The organism is Leifsonia xyli subsp. cynodontis, from assembly GCF_050632205.1.
GTDB lineage: Bacteria > Actinomycetota > Actinomycetes > Actinomycetales > Microbacteriaceae > Leifsonia > Leifsonia xyli_D.
Window position 1 is genome coordinate 1656535 of sequence record NZ_CP192578.1, and the last position, 20630, is coordinate 1677164.

A 20630-nucleotide genomic window follows, 5' to 3' on the forward strand; every position below is an offset into this window, starting at 1 on the left:
ACTCGTCATTGTAGGCCGTCGCGCCGCCGGGCGGCGGTGCGACGGTTGCGGCCGTCGCCTTCCCGGACCTCAGGCGGGCTGGATGACGACGATCAGGTCGCCGGCATCCACCTGCTGGGTCTTCGGGATGGCGAGGCGCTCGACGGTCCCTGCGATGGGGGCGGTGATGGCCGCCTCCATCTTCATGGCCTCGATGGATGCGACCGGCTGGCCCGCAGCGACCGTGTCGCCGGCGCTCACCTGCAGCGTCACGACGCCGGAGAACGGCGCCGCGATCTGCCCGGGCTTGGCCGTGTCCGCCTTCTCGGCCGCCTTCGTCTCCACGACGATGCTGCGGTCGCGCACGAACACCGGCCGCAGCTGGCCGTTGAGCGTGGTCATGACCGTGCGCATGCCCTTCTCGTCGGCCTCGCCGATGGCCTCGAGACCGAGGTAGAGCCGGACGCCGCGGCTGAACTCGATGACGTGCTCCGAGCCCTGCTTCAGCCCGTACAGGTAGTCGAGGGTGTCGACCACGGACAGGTCGCCGAACAGTTCGCGCATCTGCTCGAAGGTGCGGGTGGGGGCGGGGAACAGGAGGCGGTTGAGCGTCATCCGGCGCTCCTCGCTCGATCCCTCCAGCGCGAAGGCGTCCTCGGCGGACAGCTGCTCGACGCCCACCTTGACCGTCTTGCCGGCGAGCACCTTCGTGCGGAACGGCTCCGGCCATCCCCCGGCAGCTCGCCCAGCTCGCCTGCCATGAAGCCGACCACCGAGTCCGGGATGTCGTAGTTCTGCGGGTTCTCGGCGAAGTCGTCGGGGTCGGCCTTGACGGCGGCGAGGTGCAGGGCGAGATCTCCGACCACCTTCGACGACGGGGTGACCTTCGGGATGCGGCCCAGGATGCGGTTGGCCGCCGCGTACATGTCCTCGACGAGCTCGAAGTCCTCCGCGAGGCCCAGGGCCTTCGCCTGCTGGCGCAGGTTCGAGAGCTGACCGCCCGGGATCTCGTGCTTGTACACACGGCCCGTGGGGCCGGGCAGTCCCGACTCGAACGGGCGGTAGACCTGGCGGACGGCCTCCCAGTACGGCTCGAGGTCTTCGACCGCGGAGAGCCGGATGCCGGTGTCGCGCTCGGTGTGGGCGAGGGCGGCGACGAGCGCGGAGGCGCTCGGCTGGCTGGTGGTGCCGGACATCGGCGCGCTCGCCACATCCACCGCGTCCGCTCCGGCGCGCGAGGCGGCGAGCAGCGTGGCGAGCTGGCCGCCCGGGGTGTCGTGCGTGTGCACGTGGACGGGCAGGTCGAACCGCTCGCGGAACGCCGCGACCAGCTTCTCGGCGGCCGCCGGGCGGAGCAGGCCCGCCATGTCCTTGATGGCGAGGATGTGCGCACCCGACTCCACGATCTGCTCCGCGAGGCGCAGGTAGTAGTCGAGCGTGTAGAGGTCCTCCGCCGGGTCGAGCAGGTCGGCGGTGTAGCAGACCGCGACCTCGGCGAGGGAGGAACCGGTGGCGAGCACCGACTCGATCGCCGGACGCATCTGCGACACGTCGTTGAGCGCGTCGAAGATGCGGAAGATGTCGACGCCGGTGTCGGCGGCCTCGCGCACGAACGCATCCGTCACCTGGGTCGGGTACGGCGTGTAGCCGACGGTGTTGCGGCCGCGCAGCAGCATCTGGATGTTGATGTTCGGCAGCGCCTCGCGGAGGGCGGCAAGGCGCTCCCACGGGTCCTCGCCGAGGAAGCGGAGCGCGACGTCGTAGGTCGCGCCTCCCCAGGCCTCGACCGAGAGCAGCTCGGGCGTCATCCGGGCGACGTACGGTGCCACCGCGAGCAGGTCGCGGGTGCGCACGCGGGTCGCGAGCAGCGACTGGTGCGCGTCGCGGAAGGTGGTCTCGGTGACCGCGAGGGCGGTCTGGGCGCGCAGGGCCTCGGCGAAACCCGCAGGTCCGAGTTCGAGCAGGCGCTGGCGCGAGCCGGCGGGCGCGGGGGCGCTCAGGTCGATCTTCGGCAGCTTCTCGACCGGGTCGGCCGACAGCGGGCGCGGTCCGTTGGGCTGGTTGACCGTGACGTCCGCGAGCCAGTTGAGCACCTTCGTGCCGCGGTCCTTCGACGCGCGGCCCTTGAACAGCTCCGGGCGCTCCTCGATGAAGGAGGTCGAGACGTTCCCGGCGATGAAGTCCGGGTCCTCCATCACGGCCTGCAGGAACGGGATGTTCGTGGCGACGCCGCGCACGCGGAACTCGGCCAGCGCGCGACGGGCGCGCAGCACGGCGGCCGGGAAGTCGCGGCCGCGGGTGATCAGCTTGGCCAGCATGGAGTCGAAGTGCGGGCTGATCTGGGCGCCCGGGTTGATGGTGCCGCCGTCGAGGCGGATGCCCGCGCCGCCCGGCGACCGGTACGTCGTGATCTTGCCTGTGTCGGGGCGGAAGCCGGCGGTCGGGTCCTCCGTGGTGATGCGGCACTGCAGGGCGGCGCCGCGCATCTGCACGCTCTCCTGGCTGAGGCCGAGGTCGGCGAGCGTCTCCCCCGCCGCGATCCGGATCTGCGACTGCACCAGGTCGACGTCGGTGATCTCCTCCGTGACCGTGTGCTCCACCTGGATGCGGGGGTTCATCTCGATGAAGACGTGCTGGCCCGCGCGCTCACCCGCCGTGTCGAGCAGGAACTCCACCGTTCCGGCGTTCTCGTAGTTGATGGACTTCGCGAACGCGATGGCGTCGCGGTAGAGCGCCTGGCGGATGTCGTCGGAGAGGTTGGGAGCCGGCGCGATCTCCACGACCTTCTGGTGGCGACGCTGCACGGAGCAGTCGCGCTCGAAGAGGTGCATGGTGTCGCCGGAGCCGTCGGCGAGGATCTGCACCTCGATGTGACGGGGGCGCAGCACGGCCTGCTCGAGGAACATGGTCGGGTCGCCGAACGCGCTGTCGGCCTCGCGCATCGCCTCTTCGAGGGCCGGTCGCAGGTCGGCCTTGGTGTTCACCCGGCGCATGCCGCGGCCACCGCCGCCGGCGACGGCCTTCGCGAAGATCGGAAAGCCGATCTCGTCGGCGCCGGCGAGCAGCTCGTCGATGTCGCGCGACGGCGGGGTCGACTTGAGGACCGGGACGCCCGCGGCGATCGCATGCTCCTTCGCGGTCACCTTGTTGCCCGCCATCTCGAGCACTTCGGCGCGCGGGCCGATGAAGGCGATTCCGGCGGCGCGGGCCGCATCGGCGAGCTCCGGGTTCTCGGAGAGGAAGCCGTAGCCGGGGTAGATGGCGTCGGCGCCGGACTCCTTCGCGACGCGGATGATCTCCTGCACGTCCAGGTAGGCGCGCACCGGGTGGCCCGGCTCGCCGATCTGGTAGGCCTCGTCCGCCTTCAGCCGGTGCATCGAGTTCCGGTCTTCGTACGGGAACACGGCGACCGTCTGGGCGCCGAGCTCGTACGCGGCCCGGAAGGCCCGGATGGCGATTTCACCGCGGTTGGCAACGAGGATCTTTCGGAACATGGGGACCTTTCGAGCAGGGGGTATCCACCACACAGCAAACGGTTAGGTTCTCTAAGACTAGTGAAGGTAACGTGGCTCTCGTGCACGTACTCAGCGTTAGCTCCCTCAAGGGCGGTGTCGGAAAGACCACTGTGACGCTCGGTCTGGCGTCTGCGGCGTTCGCCAAAGGGCTGCGCACGCTGGTCGTCGATCTCGACCCGCAGTCCGATGTCTCGACCGGCATGGACATCCAGGTCGCCGGTCACCTCAACGTGGCCGACGTGCTGGCCTCCCCCAAGGAGAAGATCGTGCGCGCCGCGATCGCGCCGTCGGGGTGGACCAAGGGCCGCTCGGGCACGATCGATGTCATGATCGGCAGCCCGTCGGCGATCAACTTCGACGGTCCGCACCCGAGCATCCGCGACATCTGGAAGCTCGAGGAGGCGCTGGCGAACGTCGAGCACGACTACGAGCTCGTCCTGATCGACTGCGCTCCGTCGCTGAACGCGCTGACCCGCACGGCGTGGGCCGCGAGCGACCGCGTCGCCGTGGTGACCGAGCCGGGCCTGTTCTCCGTCGCCGCCGCCGACCGCGCGCTGCGTGCGATCGAGGAGATCCGCCGCGGGCTCTCGCCGCGCCTCCAGCCGCTCGGCATCATCGTGAACCGCGCGCGCGTCCAGTCGCTGGAGCACCAGTTCCGCATCAAGGAGCTGCGCGACATGTTCGGCCCGCTCGTGCTCTCGCCTCAGCTGCCGGAGCGCACGTCGCTGCAGCAGGCGCAGGGCGCGGCGAAGCCGCTGCACGTCTGGCCGGGCGAGAGCGCGCAGGAGATGGCGCACAACTTCGACCTGCTGCTGGAGCGAGTGCTGCGCACGGCGCGCCTCGGCGAGTACGCGACCGCTCAGTCCTGAGTCCGGGCGCCCGTCGTCCCACCCCGTCCCGTCCCGTCGCGTCCCGTCGCCCTCCGCCGAGTGGTGACATCATGTCGCAATTCGCACGCGATTAGCGCACCTTCTCACCACTCGGGCGCGGCGGTCGGGGCGCGGCGCGGAACCCATCCGCCGAGTGGTGACATCATGTCGCAACTCGCGCGGAATCAGCGCACCTACTCACCACTCGACGGTGAAACGGGAGGCGCGCCCGGGAGCGGCGCGGAGCCCATCCGCCGAGGGGTGACATGATGTCGCAACTCGCGAGGGACTAGCGCACCTACTCACCGCTCGGCGGCACCACTCGGCGAGGCGCAGCGCGACCGAGTGGAGCAGCGCGGCAGCGCGGCAGCGCGTCAGGAGGCGCGGGTGCGGGCGGCGCGGCGAGCGGCGAGCTCGTCCATGGCGTCGGTCTGCGTGTCCAGCTCGACGAGGCTGGTCTCGACCTCGCGCAGCACCTTGCCGACCGCGATGCCGAAGACGCCCTGGCCGCGGCTGACGAGGTCGATCACCTCGTCGTTCGACGTGCACAGGTAGACGCTCGCTCCGTCGCTCATCAGCGTCGTCTGGGCGAGGTCGTTGACGCCCGACTCGCGCAGCTGGTTCACCGCGGTGCGGATCTGCTGCAGAGAGATGCCGGTGTCGAGCAGGCGCTTCACGAGCTTGAGCACGAGGATGTCGCGGAAGCCGTACAGGCGCTGCGAGCCCGAGCCGGCGGCGCCGCGGACGGTCGGCTCGACCAGTCCGGTGCGGGCCCAGTAGTCGAGCTGGCGGTACGAGATGCCGGCCGCGCGCGCGGCGACGGCGCCGCGGTAGCCGTTCACGTCGTCCATCTCGGGGAGGCCGTCCGTGAACAGGAGCCCCAGGTCGTAGCGGGAGGCGCCGTCGTCACGACTCAGTTCGCTCATGAAGATCGCCTCTCACCCCGGGTAGTGGATCGCGCGCCGCAACCGCGTCGCTTCATCCACGGTACCCATGCGGACCTCGCCGGGCAACGACATCCGTCGTTTCGGTTCCGGCGTGTCGAGGTGGGCGGACGCCGTCACGGCCGAAGCCGCGCGATGGACGAGCGGATGATGCTGCCGCGCACCACGTCGAGCTGCGCGGCGATCTCGCGGGCGAGCTCGGCCGTCCGGGCCTTGGCGGTCGCGTCGTTGCGCCGGGCGATGGGCACCAGCGCCGTCTCGATGAGGCCGATCTCGCGCTCGGCGGCGGCGCGGAAACCGCGCAGGTGACGCGGCTCGATGCCGCTCCGGCGCAGCTCCGCCAGGGCGCGGAGGACGGTGACCGCCTCCTCGCCGTACACGTCGGACGGGGCGATGAGGGATGCGCTCACGGCATCCTGCAGCAGCTCGGCGTCGGCGCCCGCCTCACGGAGCAGGTCGTCGCGACGGTAGCGACGGGATCCGCCCAGGATGGACCCGGCCGGCGCGGTGCCCGGGAACGCCGGGTCGAGCCCCGCATCCAGGTCGGCGAAGTACTTCTTGATGACCTTCAGCGGGAGGTAGTGGTCGCGCTGCATGGCGAGCACGCTGCGCAGGCGCTCGACGTCGGTCGACGAGAACTTGCGGTACCCGGACGCGGTGCGCGACGGGGATACCAGCCCGCGCTCCTCGAGGAAGCGCAGCTTCGACGACGACAGGTCCGGGAACTCGGGCGTGAGCCGGGCGAGGACCTGGCCGATGCTGAGCAGGGCCGGAGCGTCGCCGGCGGCCCGCTGGGCCGGCCGGGCCACTAGCCGTTCGCCGCTGCGGCGAGGTCGTGTCGCGACGCGTAGAACGTCAGGCGGAACTTGCCGATCTGCACCTCGGCCGAGTCGGCGAGCAGCGCGCTCTCGATCCGGACGCCGTCGTAGTACGTGCCGTTGAGCGACCCCAGGTCGCGCACCTCGAAGGAGGTGCCGCGGCGCGTGAACTCCGCGTGCCGGCGCGACACGGTCACATCGTCGAGGAAGATGTCGGCGTTGGGGTGGCGGCCGGCGGTCGTCACGTCGGCGTCGAGGAGGAATCGCGCCCCCGAGTTCGGGCCGCGCCGCACGATGAGCAGCGCGGAACCGGACGGGAGCGCCGCGATCGCCTCCTGCTCCTCGGGCGAGACCTCGCCGGAGGGGTACATCTTCGAGATGAACTCCTCGCCGAAGCGCGCAGTCGTGTCCTCGTTGCCTCTGGCGTCGCGCAGGGGGCCCTGGGCGGCGTCGTCGGCTCCGGCGTTCTCAGCGTTCGGGTCAATGTCTTCAGGCACCGTCAACCTCCTTGCGGTCCAGCGTATCCGATGGAGGGCCGCTGTCATCGGCCGGAAGGCGGATCACCCGGACCGTCTCACGGATGTACACCGCTCCCGCCCACCAGTACAGGAAGGCGCCCCACAACGCGAACGCCCAGCCGAGGGGCAGCGAGAACGGCGCGAGCGGGGCGAACGCCTCCCCCAGCATCAGGAGCGGCAGCGCCCAGAACAGGCAGAATGTGGCCACTTTTCCCAGGTGATGCACCGGAAGCGGGCCGAAGCCGTGGTTGGCGAGGATGACGCCGAGAACGACGAGCATCACATCCCGCGCCACGATGACGACGAACAGCCACCAGGGGATGACCTCCCGCCAGCACAGGCCGATCAGCGCGGCGAAGATGTACAGGCGGTCGGCGGCCGGATCGAGCAGCTGGCCGAGGCGCGAAACCTGCCGCAGCCTGCGGGCGAGCCAGCCGTCGAGGAAGTCGGTCACGCTCGAGAAGACGAGGACGAGCAGCGCCAGGCCGTCCTCCCCCGCGATGATCAGCCACAGGAAGACCGGCACGAGCGCGAGCCGGAGGAAGCTGAGCACGTTCGGGATCGTCCAGACCCGCGAGCTCACGACGGCGCTCTCACCCTCCACGCGATCGAGTCTAGTGACCGTCATCCGGCATGAGCCCGTGGCGTCCAGCGCGCCAGCCGATCCCGCAGCCCCATCGCGTCGTACGGAGCCCGCACCTTCACGTCGTTGTCGAAGTAGGCGTACACGTCCATCCCGGCCGCGAGCCACCCGCCGAGCTCGGCCGCCCAGCGGTCGAGGGACTCGTCGGTGTAGCCGCTGGTGTACAACTCCTCGTCGCCGTGGAGGCGCACGTAGGCGAAATCGGCGGTCAGCTCCCGGATGACGGGGTAGCGTCCCGCCGTGTCGGCCAGCACGATGGCGACGCCGTTTGCGCGGGCGACGGCCGTGAACTCCGGGACGTCGAACGTGCCGTGCCGCACCTCCACGGCGTGCCGCAGGGGACGGTCGGCGTCCACGGCGGTGTGGGTGCGGTCCTCGTCGAGCTCGCTCTCCCCGGCGAGCGCCGCCGCCTCGGTCGTGGTGCGCGGCAGCATCCGGAGGAACGCATCCAGCTGCTCGGCGTCGAACTGCAGGGTGGGCGGCAGCTGCCAGAGCAGCGGGCCGAGCTTGGGCCCGAGGGCCAGAACCCCCGAGGCGAAGAAGTTGGCGACGGCCGCCCGCGCGTTCTTCAGGCGCAGGATGTGCGTGATGTAGCGGCCGCCCTTGACGCTGAACACGAACTCGTCGGGCGTGTTCGCCGCCCAGGTGCGGTAGCTGGAGGGGCGCTGCAGGGAGTAGAAGCTGCCGTTGATCTCGATGGAGTCGAGCCGTTCGGAGGCGTACTCGAGTTCGAGCCGGTGCGGAAGCTTGGGCGGGTAGAAGACGCCGCGCCAGGGCGCGTAGGTCCATCCCGAGATGCCGATGCGCGCCAGCGCCATCAGCGGCCCCGGAGCTGCTCGAGCAGGCGGCGCTCCCGCTTCGTCGGGCGGCCGGCACCGCGCTCGCGGGTCACGGTGGCGGGCGTCTCGGTGCGCGGCGGAGGCGGCGGGGTCCGGTCGTCGTAGCAGTCGGCCGCCGCCGCGGCGCTCACCCGCTTCACGATCAGCCGCCGGGCGATGTAGATGCGCTCCGCGCCCCCGACGAAGGCGCGCACCTCGTCGCCCACCTTGACGGGCTGCGCCGGTTTCGCGCGGTCGCCGTTCACCTTCAGGTGGCCGGCCTTGCACGCGTCCGACGCCGCCGACCGGGTCTTGAAGAGCCGCACGGCCCATGCCCAGGAGTCGACGCGGACGCTCGCGCGGGCGCTCGCGCTGTCGCGCGCCGGGTCGGACATCAGACCGTCGCGGGCTCGGGGGCGTCCTCCGCGAGCGACGCCTTCCACTTCACCAGGCTGCGGACCGTGCGGCTGCGGTCCGACGCCAGCTTCTCCATCACGTCCGCGGGGACGAAGTAGTTCACGGCCACCCAGCCGCGCACCGTCTCGGAACGGTCGTCGGCGAGCGCCCGGAGGATGTCGCACGGGGTCGCCTCGTTCTTGGCCACGCAGCCGCGGACGCCCGCGTCGGGGTCCTTCGCCAGCGTCCAGAACAGGTCCTCCGGGGTGTTGTAGCTGCTGGCGACCGCCTCCCGGATCTTCGGGTTGGCGTCCGTCGCGAGCAGCCGCAGCCGTCGCAGCTTGCTCTCCGTCACCTCGGGCGCGGGATGCAGCGCCGCGGCCTCCTCGGGGGTGAGCATGGCCGGCCGGCTGTTCCGCATGGCCTGACGCTGGGCGGGGGTGTTGAACCGGATGCAGGACATGTCCCCACCGTAGTCCGGGTTACCGTGAATGCATGGAAACTCTGCTCGCGCGGCTCGACCGCATCGCGGGCGGCCGTCACGCGGCCTACACCGTGCCGGAGGACGGCCGCTCCCACCCCCGCACCCGCCGCGCCTTCACCGTGATCTTCTGGCTGCTCGCCGCCGAGCTCGCGATCGGTCTCGGAGCGGTCGTCGTGGCGCTCGTGCTCGCCCTCGACGGCGTCGCCGTCGCCTTCCCGGTGTGGATGCGGTCCGTCATCGTGCTCGGCATGACCGCCACGCTGTTCTACTTCGCCTGGCGGGCGCAGCGCGGCTACTACTGGGCGTACTCCCGGCTGCGGCTGTTCGCGAAGATCTTCCCGGTGGTCACGCTGGTGATCGCCGCGATCCCGGGCCTGTACCCGCTGTGGATGGTGACCGAGCAGATCGTGTTCAGCCTCATCCTGATCGGCGTGGCCGACTATCTCGACTCGGACCATATGCGCGCGGTGTTCCCCCGGCCCGGGAACCACGGCACCACCGGCGACGTGCGCGCCTGATACTCGGCGTACTCGGGATACCGGGAGCGAGAGATGCTCTCGGTGAACACGGTGGAGCCGATGAAGAGCCCGGTGAGCAGCAACGGCCCGATCACGGTCCACTGCAGCAGGGAGCCGGCCGCGACGCAGCCGAAGAGGAACAGCACCCACCACTGGGCCTGCTCGAAGAAGAAGTTCGGGTGCCGCGAGAAGCGGAACAGGCCGGTCTGCAGGAACCGCGGCGACGGCTGCCGGCCGGCGGCGGTCTCGGCGCTCTTCCACTGGTGGAAACGCCACTGCTGCTGGTCGGCGATCGTCTCGCCCGTGAGGAACGCCACGAAGACGGCCGCCAGGATGACGTCGAGCGCCGTCAGCGGACCCTGGTGCCGGTAGGCGGTCCATGCCGGCAGGGTGATCAGGAGCAGCAGGATGTTCTGGTAGATCACGATGAACAGCAGGTTGAACACCTGGAACGCGGCCGGGCGCATCCGCCCGCGCAGCACCTGCCAGCGGTAGTCCTCTCCGCCGGGGGCATAGCCGCCCTTGCGGGCGAAGTTGAACGTGAGCCGGGCGCCCCACAGCGTGACGAGCACCGCCATCAGGTCGAGGCGCACGTCGGCCAGGCCGGCGGCGCCGGCGAAGACCCAGACGTAGACGACCGGCACGATGGACCAGATGCGATCCACCCACGAGTGCTCGTGCGTGACGAGCGAGAGCACCCAGGTCGCGGCGCACGCCACGGCGAGGATCCACAGATTGACGACGATCGGCTCCACGCCCACATCCTAGAGCGGTGGGAAGTCGCCCGTGAGGACCTGCAGATATCCTGTGCCGGTCTCGCGCTCGTCGCCCGACGCGCCTAACGTGTCAGGGTGTTCTCCTCCGGCCCGGGAAGCTTTCGCGCAGTGCTGCTGAGCGACGGGCGTCCGCCGCGCCTGCTGCGCCTCCCGAGCGAGATGGACGTGCCGCCGAACCGCATCCGCGTGCCCGCCGATTTCGTGGGCGCCTCGGCCTTCGAGGTGTTCGAGCTCGCGGACGACCGCGGCTGGCCCGCCGAGGCGACGTATCAGCTGGTGGCGACCATCCCCCGGTCGACCGAGGACCTGCCCGCACGGGGCGGGGCCGAGAACAGCCTCCGCTGGGAGATCGACGACCTCGACAGCGACGACGAGCCGCTCGGCTGACCTCGCGCCGTCAGCTCTGCAGCACCGACAGCACGTTGCCCGCGGGGTCGCGGAACCAGGCGATGTCGGGCCCCTGGCCGGCCGCGCGCCCGCGCAGGACGCCCTTCTCGTCGGTCGGCAGGTTCGGGTCGTCGTAGATGGCGGTCGCGACGCCCTTGGCGTTGAGCTCGTCGACGGCCGCGTCGATGTCGCCGACCACGAGGTTCAGGATGGTGAACGACGCGGGCGTGTGATCGGGCTTCGGGTAGATGAAGACGTGGCCGCCGGAGGGCAGCTCGAGGTCGAGGTTGCCCATGTCGCCGTCGGAGACGTGCAAGCCGAGCGTGTCGCCGTAGAAGGATTTCGCCGCGGGGATGTCGTCGACGCTGAAGCCGCTGAAGATGTCGAGTGGTGTGACCATGCCTCTACTCTCCTCGGGCCGCCGCCGCGGTGTCTAGAGCGTCGGCGCCCTGGGGATGACCGGCCGCCTGTGCACGGATCGGCCAAGGTCACACGAACCGGACGGACTCCTGCAGCCGGGTCCGCAGCTCGAACGCGCGGTCGACGCTCTCCCGCCCGGCAGCCGCCGCCCCGTCCCGGAGCACCCGCGGCAGGAGCGAGCGCCGCACGACCATGGAGCCCGTCAGCCGCCCGCGCCGCACCACGTCGAACGGCACGTCGAGGGCGTCGTCGGGCACGACGACGATGAGCCCGGTGAAGCGGACCCCGGCCTGGCGCCCGAAGCTCTTCGCCGCGTGATAGAGGTCGTGCAGCGGCTCCTCGTCGCCCGCGATGCCGGCGCCGACCAGCTCGCCCTTGGCGAGCTTCACCGGCGCTCCCCAGTCGGCCGAGCGGATGGCGAACAGACCGGCCGGCCCCAGGACGATGTGGTCGAGCTTGGCGTCGGTCGACGGATGCACGGCCACGTCGTTCCAGATCGTGAAGCCGATCCCGAGCCCGGCCACTGCGCGGGCCGTCGCCTCCTCGGCGAGCGCCTCCGCGAGCAGCCGGCGGATCTCGCGTGGGGCGGAGCGCACCAGCGCCGGGTCGTACGGGTCGCGGTCGTCGGTGCCCCGCCCCATCCACTCGCGCATGAGGGACAGGTAGCGCTCGCGGGCGCGGCCGCCGGGGTGCCCGTAGCTGCGGGCGCGGACGGTCGGTCCGCCCGAGCCTCCGCGTGACGTGTGCACCGTGGCGCTGAAACCGCCGCCCGCGGAGTCGCCGGCGACCGCATCCACCGTGACGCTCTCGCCCCGGTCGTAACGCGCGCGGTCGTCCGGGTCGCCGATGAGCTCCCACGCGTGCTGCACCGCCTGGAACGCGGCGGCGGTTCCCCCGGTATCGGGATGCGTCTCGCGCGCGAGCCGCCGGTACGCGCGGCGGAGCGCGTCGTAGCTCACATCGGGGCGGACGCCGAGCACCTCGTACGGTGTCGGCGAGGCCGGTGAGTCGCTCATCGCGTGGCTGGCACTTTCGGTTCCGGTGGCGGTGGGATTACGACCCTAGCGCGCGCATCCGCGAAATCGCCGAATCGTCGGGCGACAACCGCCACCCCGCGGTATGCCGCAGTGCGGCTTGCCCTCTGGAGCGAGCACCAACTCCCGCGGTACTAGTTCGACTTGCTAGACGGGAGTGCCCCGATGCCAGCCCGGCTGTTGTAGTAAGAGGTCGTCATGGAGGTGCTGTCGGCATTGTTCGATGAACTCGATGGCCGAAGCCGGCTCAACGACAAACTGTGCATACTGGGCATCATCCAGCCTGTACCGAAAGGATCAACCCGCATGATCCATTTCAACGGTCCAAGCCACACTGGAACCCGAAGGCGTCATACATCGTGAAGACGATGTCGCCCGAGCTGCTTTCGGCTGAGTGCACGCGACCAAGTGGCCGAGGCGGTCGCGGCTGAATCGCGTGGACTGAGTTTCCATGACTCTTCTACTTCTCGACGGAGATTGCCGCCTCAAACTCATCGAGAAACGCTTCCGGAAGTCTCAAGCGACAGAATCGGTCGACGTCACCAAAGCTAGCTCGGATGGACACCTCATCGCTTTCCATAGTGACGCGCTTCCCAAAGAATGTGGTCACCGCGAACCCGTCCAGGTACATGGCCAACCCGAATCGCCCGTATTGCGGGTCGAAGCCGCACTTGAAGAGAAAGGATTCGTACAGAGTGAATGTAACCTCGCGCATGCCGCTGTCGGCTGAAATGACGTCAGCCCTCTTTCCGAAGTGCTCATGAATCAGTCGAGGCAGTCGGTCAAATTCGATGATGCTCATGCCATCACCATTCCTTTCTTGCGGTCATCGTCGCTGGGTCAAATACGTAACCGTTGTTCTTCAAGTAGTCCAACTCGTCGCGCAACGCACCGGGCTTGGTTCGGGGGTCGTGCGTGAATCGGACTGTCTTGCCTTCTCGAATGACGTCGTCGAGGAAGGGCCGGTTGAATAGGTCGAACATGTCGCGCTCACTGAGCCCGTGCGCGGCGCGGACATCGTCCCAGGCGTTGCCCAGATTGAAGTATTCGTTCCCCGATTTGATCGCCTGGTTGAAGTAGGTTTCGGGGTTGTCTGGCCCTTTCCATTTTCCGAGGGTGACTTCCGACGACGAGGTGTTGTGGACACTCGCATCACGAATGGCACCCCATTCCTTGGCGGTCATCTTCTCGACGCCGTTGATCAGGACTTTATCGCCGGCGACGGACACCCCACGAATGCCGCTGAGCGCTCGGGATGCGGCCGCCGCGACTTTCGCTGTCTTTGCGGCGAGGCTGGCGGTGCGGATGACCTTGACGGCTCCTACACCGGGGATTGCCAGCGAGCCCAGTTCTGCGGCCGTTTGTCCCGCGACGTACCAGTCGCATGAGAGCACTTGGGCGCCGGTGTTGGTCAGTTGGTTCCAGAGTGCGTCGCGGGCTGCTTGATCGGTGACGAGCACTGACACTCCGACCGCGGCGTCTTTGACGCTGAGCTGTCCGAACCCGGTGAGCACGTGCCCGGTCCCCGAGACCACACCCCCGACAAACTGCCCGACAGGTCCGAAGGCGGCGATCGGTTGTGCAAGATTCACATCGACCCAGGTGGCGGCCATGTCCATCAGGTTGAACTCCTGACCGGTGGTGGCGATCGAGTAGTGGTTGACCGCGTTGTTGGTCCCACCCACCAACAGGGTTCCGCCCAGCACTGTCAGTCCGATCGAGACGCCACCGGTGAACGGGGTCAGGCCCAGACCGATCGCGGCGACCACAACACCGGCGACGATCTGTAACCCGTCCCAGATCAGGTCCCACCCGGCCTGCTCCCGCCGAGCCTTCTCCGCCGCCTCCAGATCCTTCTGGAACCCGGTGAACGCCGTCTCCCACCCCTTCGAAGCCGCGCCCTGGTTCTGCTGGCAGTACTCGACCATCCCTGAGGTCAGCGCCCCCAACCCCTGCAACGTCAGCCGGAAACTGCCCGGCGTGTAGGTGCGGCCCTGCCCCACCGTCACGGCGCCGACATTGTTCACGATCCGATTCAGCTCCGCGATCAGCGCCTTCACCTGGCCGAACCCGTGATCGGAAGCCTCATACGCCTCCCACGCCTCCACCTGATCCTTCGCGATCGCATGCATCCGGTCCAGATCATCCACACAGCGCTCCGCCGCCGACGCGCCCGCCCCGCCCAACGACACCAGATGCGACGCATCCCCAGAGATCTTCCGTAACTCCGCCGCGATCCCGCGCAGCGCGCCCATCCCGGACTCCAACTGGGACAGGTGCGCCTCAAGCTCATCCCGCACCAACCGGAAGTTCCCACCCGCATCGACCTGGGCGTACCCATTCCAATACACACCGATCGCGGTCTGGAACGTCGAGAGCCCGATCAGCAACGACTGCAGGATCGGCCCATGCACCTCCCGGATATACGCCCGCATCGCATCCGCACCCTGACCGCTGATCCGCTCCGACCCGGCCAGAGCTTGCAAACCCTGCGCAAGCTCGGACACCGCCTCCATCCGCCGAGCCAGACCACCCCGCAACCCCGGCGAGGATGCCTGCCACGCATCCGCCGAAAACTCCACCACGCCCACTACTTCACATTCCTCCACGATCGCATTGCGTTCGAGTGAAGCTAGCGGGCCGCTTCTGCGCCCGCCCAAAGCGCTGCCGGGCGCGCAGGGGCATCGTGCAGGCTCATCGATGGGGAAGCCTGTGGTGCGGCTGATTGGCGGGCCAGCGACACCTGATCGACGTCTCGCCATTGAGGTCAGGTACCGGTCCACATCTGACCCGAAGACCGAATTCCGATTGCGGCCGGAAACTGACCGCATCGCCTTCTAGCCTGGGAGGACCGAACCGGAAAGGAACCGATCATGGCCATCAGCGACTGGCGCATCGAGCTCATCATCCTCCCCGTCACCGACGTCGACCGGGCGAAGGCGTTCTACGTGGACGCGCTCGGCTGGAACGCCGACCACGACCACCGGGTCTCCCCCGAGCTGCGCTTCGTGCAGGTGACCCCTCCCGGCAGCGCATGCTCGATCGCGTTCGGCGAAGGGCTCACCGACATGGCGCCGGGCACGATGAAGGGCCTGCAGATCGTCATCCCCGATGCGGATGCCGCCCTCGCGCACTTGACCGAGCGGGGCATCGAGGCCCGCGGCGTCGCAGACCTCGCCTGGGGCCGCTTCGTCGACTTCGCCGACCCCGACGGCAACGCCTGGACGCTGCAGCAGCTGCCGAAGCGCGACTAGCGGACGGTCGCCCAGAGGATGAGCAGCATCGTCACCACGAAGCCGCACGCGTAGTTGATCCAGAGGAAGCGGCGCCAGCCCCGGTTGGCCTCGCTCGACCGCTCGTCGGGGATCGACCAGAACGGGGCCGCCGCGGCGATGTAGGGCACGGCCAGCACCGCCGCGAGCGGCCCCGGCCACGGCGTGAACAGCATGGCGACGCCGGCCAGCGCCCAGGCGGCGATCGCCAGGCGAACGGTCGCTGCGGCCCCGATGGCGGTGGCGATGGACGAGATGCCGCCCTCGCGGTCGGGCACGACATCCTGAACGGCGCCGAACGCATGGCTGCCCACGCCCCAGAGGAAGAACGCGAGCAGCACGAGCCACAGAGCGGGCGTGAACACGGCGCCCGCGAGCACGAGCCCGTACAGCGCCGGGCTGACGAAGTGGACGCTGGACGTCACCGAGTCCAGGAAGGGCACCTCCTTGAACCGGAGCCCCTTCACCGAGTACGCGACGACGGCGAACAGAGAGACCGCCAGCACCAGCCACGACAGCGGCGAGCCGACGATCAGGAGGTAGATCACGAACGGGATGGTGGACACGGCGGCCGCGATGAGCGTGCGGCGGTGCGCCGAGCGGTCGAGCAGGGCGCCCTCGGCCCCGCCCTTGCGCGGGTTGCGCAGGTCGGACTCGTAGTCGAACACGTCGTTGATGCCGTACATCGCCAGGTTGTACGGGATGAGGAAGAAGACGGTGCCGATGATGAACGTCGCATCCACCCGGCCGGTCGTCAGCAGGTATGCGGCGGCGAACGGGAAGGCGGTGTTGATCCAGCTGAGCGGACGGGAGGCCAGCACCAGCTGGCGGAACGGTGCGGGAGCCACGGCGGTCACGAGCCCGACACCGCTTCTTCGCGACGCTCGCGGCCGGCACGCCGGCGCGGCCGGAACAGCAGCCAGAGCGCGGGCAGGAGCAGCAGCGCGGCGAGCGGATAGGCGAAGTCCTCGAGGGGCACGAGTCCCAGCTTGGCACCGCTGATGTCCGCACGGCTGTAGGTCATGAACCCGGCGCCGATCATGAGGTTGTCGAACACGGCGGTGAGGAGGAGCACGGCGACGGCCGCGATCGCGACAGGGGCCCACCACCGGCGCACGACGCGCGCCCGATCCGGAGCGACGGCGAGCGCGACCGCGAGCACGCACGCGGCGATGAGGAGGAAGAGCACGCTGAGCAGCAGGTAGGTCATCCGTCGCGCCTCCCCCGGTCGAGCAGCGCGCGTGAGCCGGAGATCAGCACGAGCGTCAGATAGCAGAGGAAGAGGAGGAAGAAGACCTCCTCGAGCGGAAGCTCCGGCGCCAGCTCGATGCCCGTCATCAACGGCGACCCGCCGCGGGCGAAGACGCCGAGGGCGATGCCGGCCGCGTCCCAGGCCAGGAAGAACAGGAGGCCGAGGCCGAGCACGATCGCCGCGCGCCGCGCATCCCGCCAGAAGACCAGGCGGAACCGCGCATCCAGCAGCACCATCGCCCCCAGCGACACCAGCAGGCACGCCAGGTAGACGACGCTCACGACACGCGCTCCGCCTGCGGGGTCGGGAGCGGCTCGGGAAGGGGACCGGCGCCGCCGTCGCCGCGCAGTCGCTTCACGACCAGCTCGGCGCTGATCAGGCACATCGGAAGCCCGATCCCCGGGATGGTGGAGCAGCCCGCGTAGAGCAGCCCGTCGACCTTCTTCGAGGCGTTGCCGGGGCGGAAGAAGGCGCTTTGGCGGAGGGTGTGGGCGGGCCCCAGGGCGCCGCCGCGCCAGGCGTTGAGGTCGCTCGCGAAGTCCTCCGGGCCGACCGTGCGCCGCAGCACGATGCGCTCGGCGAGGTCGGGGACCCCCGCCCAGGCGGAGATCTGCGCGATGGCGGCGTCGGCGGCGCGCTCGATCGCGCGGTCCCCCGCACCGTCGAGGCCGCCCGCGCCCAGGGACACGTCGGCCGGCACCGGGATGAGGACGAACAGGTTCTCATACCCCTCCGGGGCGACATCCGGGTCGGTCTCGCTGGGCATGCAGACGTACAGCGACGCCGGGTCCGGGATGCCCGGGTCCGGCCCGTAGATCGTCTGGAAGTTGGCTTCCCAGTCGGTGGTGAAGAACAGGTTGTGGTGGGTGAGCTCCGGCAGCCTCCCGCGCACCCCCAGCATCGCGAGCACGACGCCGGGGCCCGGGTCGCGCTTGTCCCACACTTTTTCCGGATGGGTGCGCAGCTCCGGCGGCAGCAGGGCGGTCTCGGTGTGGTGCAGGTCCGCCCCGGAGACGACGACGTCGGCGTCGATCGTGTGCATTTCGCCCCCCGCGTCCCGGTACTCCACGCCGGTCGCGTGCGCGCGTCCGCCGCTCTCGGAGGTGCGGATGCGCGTGACCCGGGCGCCGGTGACCAGACGGGCGCCGGCCTCCTCGGCGAGCGCCGCGACCCGGTCGATCAGCTCGGCGAAGCCCCGAGTGGATAGCGGACCCCGTCGTCGAGGTCGAGGTGGCTCATCAGGTGGTACATGCTCGGCGCCCGGCTCGGCGACGTGCCGAGGAAGACCGCCGGGTAGCCGAGCACCTGCCGGAGCCGGTTGTCGCGCACGAACCCGGCGACGTACCGGTCGAGCGGCTCGAGCAGCAGGCGGGCCAGCCGCGGCAGCCGCCGGAGCAGGTCGGGCGAGAGGAGCGGACGGAGGTCGGCGAAGGTGCTGTACAGGAAGCGGTCGACCGCCAGCCGGTACGTCTCCGCCGCTCCCTCGAGGTAGCGGTCGAGCGCGGCGGCGGCGCCCGGCTCCTCCCGCTCGAAGACGGCGCGGTTGCCCTCCCCGTCGGCGACGATGTCGAGCGGTGGGCGTCCGTCCTCCGAGAACACCCGGTAGCCCGGGTCGAGGGTGACCAGGTCGAGCTGCTCGGCGGTCGAGGTGCCCATCAGCCGGAAGAAGTGGTCGAACACCTCGGGCATGAGGTACCACGACGGCCCGGTGTCGAAGCGGAAGCCGTCGTGCTCCCACGAACCGGCCCGGCCGCCGAGGGTCGCCCGCTGCTCGAGCAGGGTCACGGCGTACCCCTCGCGGGCGAGCAGGGCCGCGCTGGCCAGCCCGGCGATCCCGCCGCCGATCACGGCGACGCGCTTCGCGGTCATGGCTTCGTCCCGGTGCGGGCGGCGGCCGCGGGGACGATCGAGGCTCCGTGGGCGGACGCGCCGGACCCGCGCGGCACGGCCGACGCCACGGTCGCGCGCGCCAGGATGGCGAGCTTCACCCGCGTCGGGACGCTGATGCGGCGTCGCAGCAGTTCGGTGGCGGGTGTCTCGCGGATGCGATCGCTGAGCTCGGCGAACAGTCCGTGCGCCGCCGTGATGGCGCGCCGGCAGTTGTCCGGCAGCTCCGGGATGACGTCGGCCGCCGCTCCCAGGTCGCAGTCGATGTCGACGACGAGGGCGAGCTTCTGCCGCTCGGTCAGCCGCGCCGGGTCGATGCCCGGGAAGTAGCTGCGGTGGAGCTCCGTCCAGTCGACCGCGAGGTCGCGCAGGAAGTTGATCTTCTGGAACGCCGCTCCGAGCCTCCGCGCGCCGCCCTCCAGCCGCCGGCGCGTCTCGTCGGGCACCGGGCTGTCGGCGAGGAACACCTTCAGGCACATCAGGCCGACGACCTCGGCGGAGCCGTAGACGTACTCGCGCAGCTCTTCGGCGGTGAAGTCGACCGGGCTGAGGTCGCGCCGCATGGAGGCGAAGAAGGGACGGGTCAGCTCCACCCCGATCCCTGCGGAGCGGGCGGTGACGGCGAACGAGTGGACGACCACGTTGGCGCTGTACCCGGTGCGCATCGCGCGCTCCGTGTCGGCTTCCAGGGCGTCGAGCAGCTCGCGCTGGTCGTCGACGCTGAGGCCGGCCTCCGCAGCGGCGCCGTCGACGATCTCGTCGGCGACCCGGACCAGCGCGTAGACGTCCTCCACCTGGGGGCGGATGCGCTGCCCGAGCAGGCGGGTCGCCATCCCGAACGACGTGGAGTAGGCGTGGATGATCGTCGCGGCCCCGGCGTGCGCGGCCCCGGTGTAGGTGGTGAGGTCGGTCGGCGGTGTGCCGGCGGGTGCCTCCGGTGCGCGAGTCATGCGATCCTCCCGATACATGAGCGTGCCACGTCGGTCAGCGGTTCGGACAGGGCCGAAGGGACCGCGGGGGTGTCGAGCAGCGCGACCGCACGGTCGACGTGCTCGGCGAGCAGGCGCTCGACGAACCTGCGCGCGCCGCACTCCTCGAGGAGGGCGGCGAGGCGGCCGGCCTCGTGCGGCGCGAGGTCGTCGCGGCCGAGGGACGGCGCGACGTCCTCCCACCGGGCGGTGCCGCGGGCGTAGGCGATGAGGGAGGTCTCCTTGCCCTGGCGCAGGTCGCTGACGATGCTCTTGCCGGTCACATCCTCGCTGCCGAAGACGCCGAGGAGGTCGTCGCCGAGCTGGAAGGCGATGCCCACCAGGCGCCCGTACTCGGCGAGCGGGGGAAGGGCATCCTCCCCCGCGCCGGCCAGCAGCGCGCCGGTCATCAGGGGACCCGAGACGGAGTAGGCGGCGGTCTTGTGCTCGGTCATCGCCAGCACATCCTCCAGGGCCGGAGCGTCGGGTCCGAGCCGCTCGGCGAGGGCGACGTCGGCCAACTCGCCCGCCGCGGTCACGAAGACGCCGTGGTCGAGGATCTCGAAGAGGCGCTCGCGCGTCCACTCGTCGGCCTGGACGCGTGCCAGCACCGACGAAGCGGCGTGGAGCAGCAGATCGCCGGCGAGGATGGCCCCGGCCTCGCCCCAGCGCCGGGCCCGGCCGCGGTCGGCGCCGCGGGCGACGGCTTCGGCCGAGAAGGCGCCGGTCACGTTCGGGCGCCCGCGCCGGACGGTGTCCCCGTCGATGACGTCGTCGTGCAGGAGGAACGCGGTGTGCAGCAGTTCGTAGGCGACCGCGGCGGTGCGGGCGGCTTCGACGTCGGTTCCGCCGAGGCCCCGGAACGCGGTCAGAACGAAGCGGGGGCGGATGCGCTTACCGCCCTGGGCGGCATCGCGGGCGCTCTCCCAGAGCCGGCGGTACGAGCGGTCGTACGCCGACGCGGCGGTGATCCGCTCGGCGAAGAAGCGGGCGAGGCGCTCCTCGACCGCGTCGAGGTCGGACGCGAGAGCCGTCTGCAGACGGGGTGCGGTCTCGGGGCCGCGCTCGACGGGAGTCCGTGTCTCGGGGTGCAGCTGTGTCATACCGGCGCTCCCTTGTCTAGCTTGGGTAG

At 70.2% G+C, this 20630-nt stretch carries 21 protein-coding genes and 2 pseudogenes; 4 read left to right on the forward strand and 19 right to left on the reverse strand.

Annotation, left to right across the window (positions count from 1 at the left end; genetic code table 11):
* Positions 1-69: 69 nt before the first annotated feature.
* Positions 70-3473 (reverse strand): annotated as a pseudogene (locus ACQ86M_RS08185) (pyruvate carboxylase).
* An 80-nt stretch (positions 3474-3553) separates the two neighbouring features.
* Here ACQ86M_RS08185 and ACQ86M_RS08190 point away from each other — a divergent pair.
* Positions 3554-4363 carry a ParA family protein gene (locus ACQ86M_RS08190; RefSeq protein ID WP_363804755.1) on the forward strand — a complete coding sequence of 270 codons (810 nt, stop codon included), beginning with the start codon at positions 3554-3556 and terminating at the stop codon, positions 4361-4363.
* Positions 4364-4737: 374 nt separating this feature from the next.
* Here the strand turns inward: ACQ86M_RS08190 and ACQ86M_RS08195 are convergent, their stop codons facing one another.
* The 7 genes from ACQ86M_RS08195 to ACQ86M_RS08225 form a co-directional block, all read right to left on the reverse strand.
* Entirely contained in the window at positions 4738-5289 is a 552-nt protein-coding gene (locus ACQ86M_RS08195) for a MerR family transcriptional regulator (RefSeq protein WP_175339127.1), read from the reverse strand.
* A 134-nt stretch (positions 5290-5423) separates the two neighbouring features.
* Positions 5424-6116, reverse strand: coding sequence for a transcriptional regulator FtsR (ftsR, locus tag ACQ86M_RS08200; RefSeq protein ID WP_431247682.1), 693 nt, complete (start codon positions 6114-6116; stop codon positions 5424-5426).
* Positions 6116-6622 carry an FHA domain-containing protein gene (locus ACQ86M_RS08205; protein WP_431218246.1) on the reverse strand — a complete coding sequence of 169 codons (507 nt, stop codon included), beginning with the start codon at positions 6620-6622 and terminating at the stop codon, positions 6116-6118. The genes ftsR and ACQ86M_RS08205 overlap by 1 nt, the downstream gene beginning before the upstream one ends.
* Complete coding sequence (locus tag ACQ86M_RS08210; RefSeq protein WP_431247683.1) at positions 6615-7247, reverse strand: CDP-alcohol phosphatidyltransferase family protein; 633 nt, start codon at positions 7245-7247, stop codon at positions 6615-6617. Before ACQ86M_RS08210 ends, ACQ86M_RS08205 begins: the two co-directional genes overlap by 8 nt.
* A gap of 20 nt (positions 7248-7267) precedes the next feature.
* Complete coding sequence (locus ACQ86M_RS08215; protein ID WP_431218248.1) at positions 7268-8104, reverse strand: DUF72 domain-containing protein; 837 nt, start codon at positions 8102-8104, stop codon at positions 7268-7270.
* Positions 8104-8499: an RNA-binding S4 domain-containing protein gene (locus tag ACQ86M_RS08220; RefSeq protein ID WP_431247684.1), complete on the reverse strand. Its 396-nt coding sequence runs from the start codon at positions 8497-8499 to the stop codon at positions 8104-8106. Before ACQ86M_RS08220 ends, ACQ86M_RS08215 begins: the two co-directional genes overlap by 1 nt.
* Positions 8499-8963 carry a hypothetical protein gene (locus tag ACQ86M_RS08225; protein WP_431247685.1) on the reverse strand — a complete coding sequence of 155 codons (465 nt, stop codon included), beginning with the start codon at positions 8961-8963 and terminating at the stop codon, positions 8499-8501. Before ACQ86M_RS08225 ends, ACQ86M_RS08220 begins: the two co-directional genes overlap by 1 nt.
* 32 nt (positions 8964-8995) lie before the next feature.
* Between ACQ86M_RS08225 and ACQ86M_RS08230 the strand changes: the two genes are divergently transcribed.
* Entirely contained in the window at positions 8996-9502 is a 507-nt protein-coding gene (locus tag ACQ86M_RS08230) for a hypothetical protein (RefSeq protein WP_431247686.1), read from the forward strand.
* Here the strand turns inward: ACQ86M_RS08230 and ACQ86M_RS08235 are convergent.
* Positions 9424-10257 carry a DUF1295 domain-containing protein gene (locus ACQ86M_RS08235; RefSeq protein WP_431247687.1) on the reverse strand — a complete coding sequence of 278 codons (834 nt, stop codon included), beginning with the start codon at positions 10255-10257 and terminating at the stop codon, positions 9424-9426. The genes ACQ86M_RS08230 and ACQ86M_RS08235 overlap by 79 nt on opposite strands.
* 129 nt (positions 10258-10386) lie before the next feature.
* Here ACQ86M_RS08235 and ACQ86M_RS08240 point away from each other — a divergent pair, with 129 nt between their 5' ends.
* Positions 10387-10665, forward strand: coding sequence for a hypothetical protein (locus ACQ86M_RS08240; RefSeq protein WP_431218253.1), 279 nt, complete (start codon positions 10387-10389; stop codon positions 10663-10665).
* A 10-nt stretch (positions 10666-10675) separates the two neighbouring features.
* Here ACQ86M_RS08240 and ACQ86M_RS08245 read toward each other — a convergent pair whose 3' ends face one another.
* The 4 genes from ACQ86M_RS08245 to ACQ86M_RS08260 form a co-directional block, all read right to left on the reverse strand.
* Positions 10676-11065, reverse strand: a complete 390-nt coding sequence (locus ACQ86M_RS08245; RefSeq protein WP_431218254.1) for a VOC family protein — start codon at positions 11063-11065, stop codon at positions 10676-10678.
* A gap of 88 nt (positions 11066-11153) precedes the next feature.
* Positions 11154-12101, reverse strand: a complete 948-nt coding sequence (locus tag ACQ86M_RS08250; protein ID WP_431218255.1) for a J domain-containing protein — start codon at positions 12099-12101, stop codon at positions 11154-11156.
* Between the two features lie 478 nt (positions 12102-12579).
* Positions 12580-12921 carry a hypothetical protein gene (locus tag ACQ86M_RS08255; RefSeq protein ID WP_431247688.1) on the reverse strand — a complete coding sequence of 114 codons (342 nt, stop codon included), beginning with the start codon at positions 12919-12921 and terminating at the stop codon, positions 12580-12582.
* 4 nt (positions 12922-12925) lie between these two features.
* Positions 12926-14710, reverse strand: a complete 1785-nt coding sequence (locus ACQ86M_RS08260; RefSeq protein WP_431247689.1) for a T7SS effector LXG polymorphic toxin — start codon at positions 14708-14710, stop codon at positions 12926-12928.
* Positions 14711-14992: 282 nt separating this feature from the next.
* Here ACQ86M_RS08260 and ACQ86M_RS08265 point away from each other — a divergent pair, with 282 nt between their 5' ends.
* Complete coding sequence (locus ACQ86M_RS08265) at positions 14993-15373, forward strand: glyoxalase superfamily protein (RefSeq protein WP_431247690.1); 381 nt, start codon at positions 14993-14995, stop codon at positions 15371-15373.
* Here ACQ86M_RS08265 and ACQ86M_RS08270 read toward each other — a convergent pair.
* The 6 genes and pseudogenes from ACQ86M_RS08270 to ACQ86M_RS08295 form a co-directional block, all read right to left on the reverse strand.
* Entirely contained in the window at positions 15370-16239 is an 870-nt protein-coding gene (locus ACQ86M_RS08270; protein ID WP_431247691.1) for a prenyltransferase, read from the reverse strand. The genes ACQ86M_RS08265 and ACQ86M_RS08270 overlap by 4 nt on opposite strands.
* 5 nt (positions 16240-16244) lie before the next feature.
* Positions 16245-16601 carry a lycopene cyclase domain-containing protein gene (locus ACQ86M_RS08275; protein WP_431247692.1) on the reverse strand — a complete coding sequence of 119 codons (357 nt, stop codon included), beginning with the start codon at positions 16599-16601 and terminating at the stop codon, positions 16245-16247.
* A complete protein-coding gene (locus ACQ86M_RS08280) occupies positions 16598-16924 on the reverse strand; it encodes a lycopene cyclase domain-containing protein (RefSeq protein WP_431247693.1) in 327 nt (108 codons plus the stop codon). The genes ACQ86M_RS08275 and ACQ86M_RS08280 overlap by 4 nt, the downstream gene beginning before the upstream one ends.
* Positions 16921-18512: pseudogene (crtI, locus tag ACQ86M_RS08285) on the reverse strand (phytoene desaturase family protein). The gene ACQ86M_RS08280 and the pseudogene crtI overlap by 4 nt, the downstream one beginning before the upstream one ends.
* Positions 18509-19480, reverse strand: a complete 972-nt coding sequence (locus ACQ86M_RS08290) for a phytoene/squalene synthase family protein (RefSeq protein ID WP_431247694.1) — start codon at positions 19478-19480, stop codon at positions 18509-18511. Before ACQ86M_RS08290 ends, crtI begins: the two are co-directional and overlap by 4 nt.
* The gene (locus tag ACQ86M_RS08295) at positions 19477-20601 is read right to left on the reverse strand and encodes a polyprenyl synthetase family protein (RefSeq protein WP_431247695.1); all 1125 of its coding nucleotides are present in this window, start codon (positions 20599-20601) and stop codon (positions 19477-19479) included. The genes ACQ86M_RS08290 and ACQ86M_RS08295 overlap by 4 nt, the downstream gene beginning before the upstream one ends.
* Positions 20602-20630: the final 29 nt, after the last annotated feature.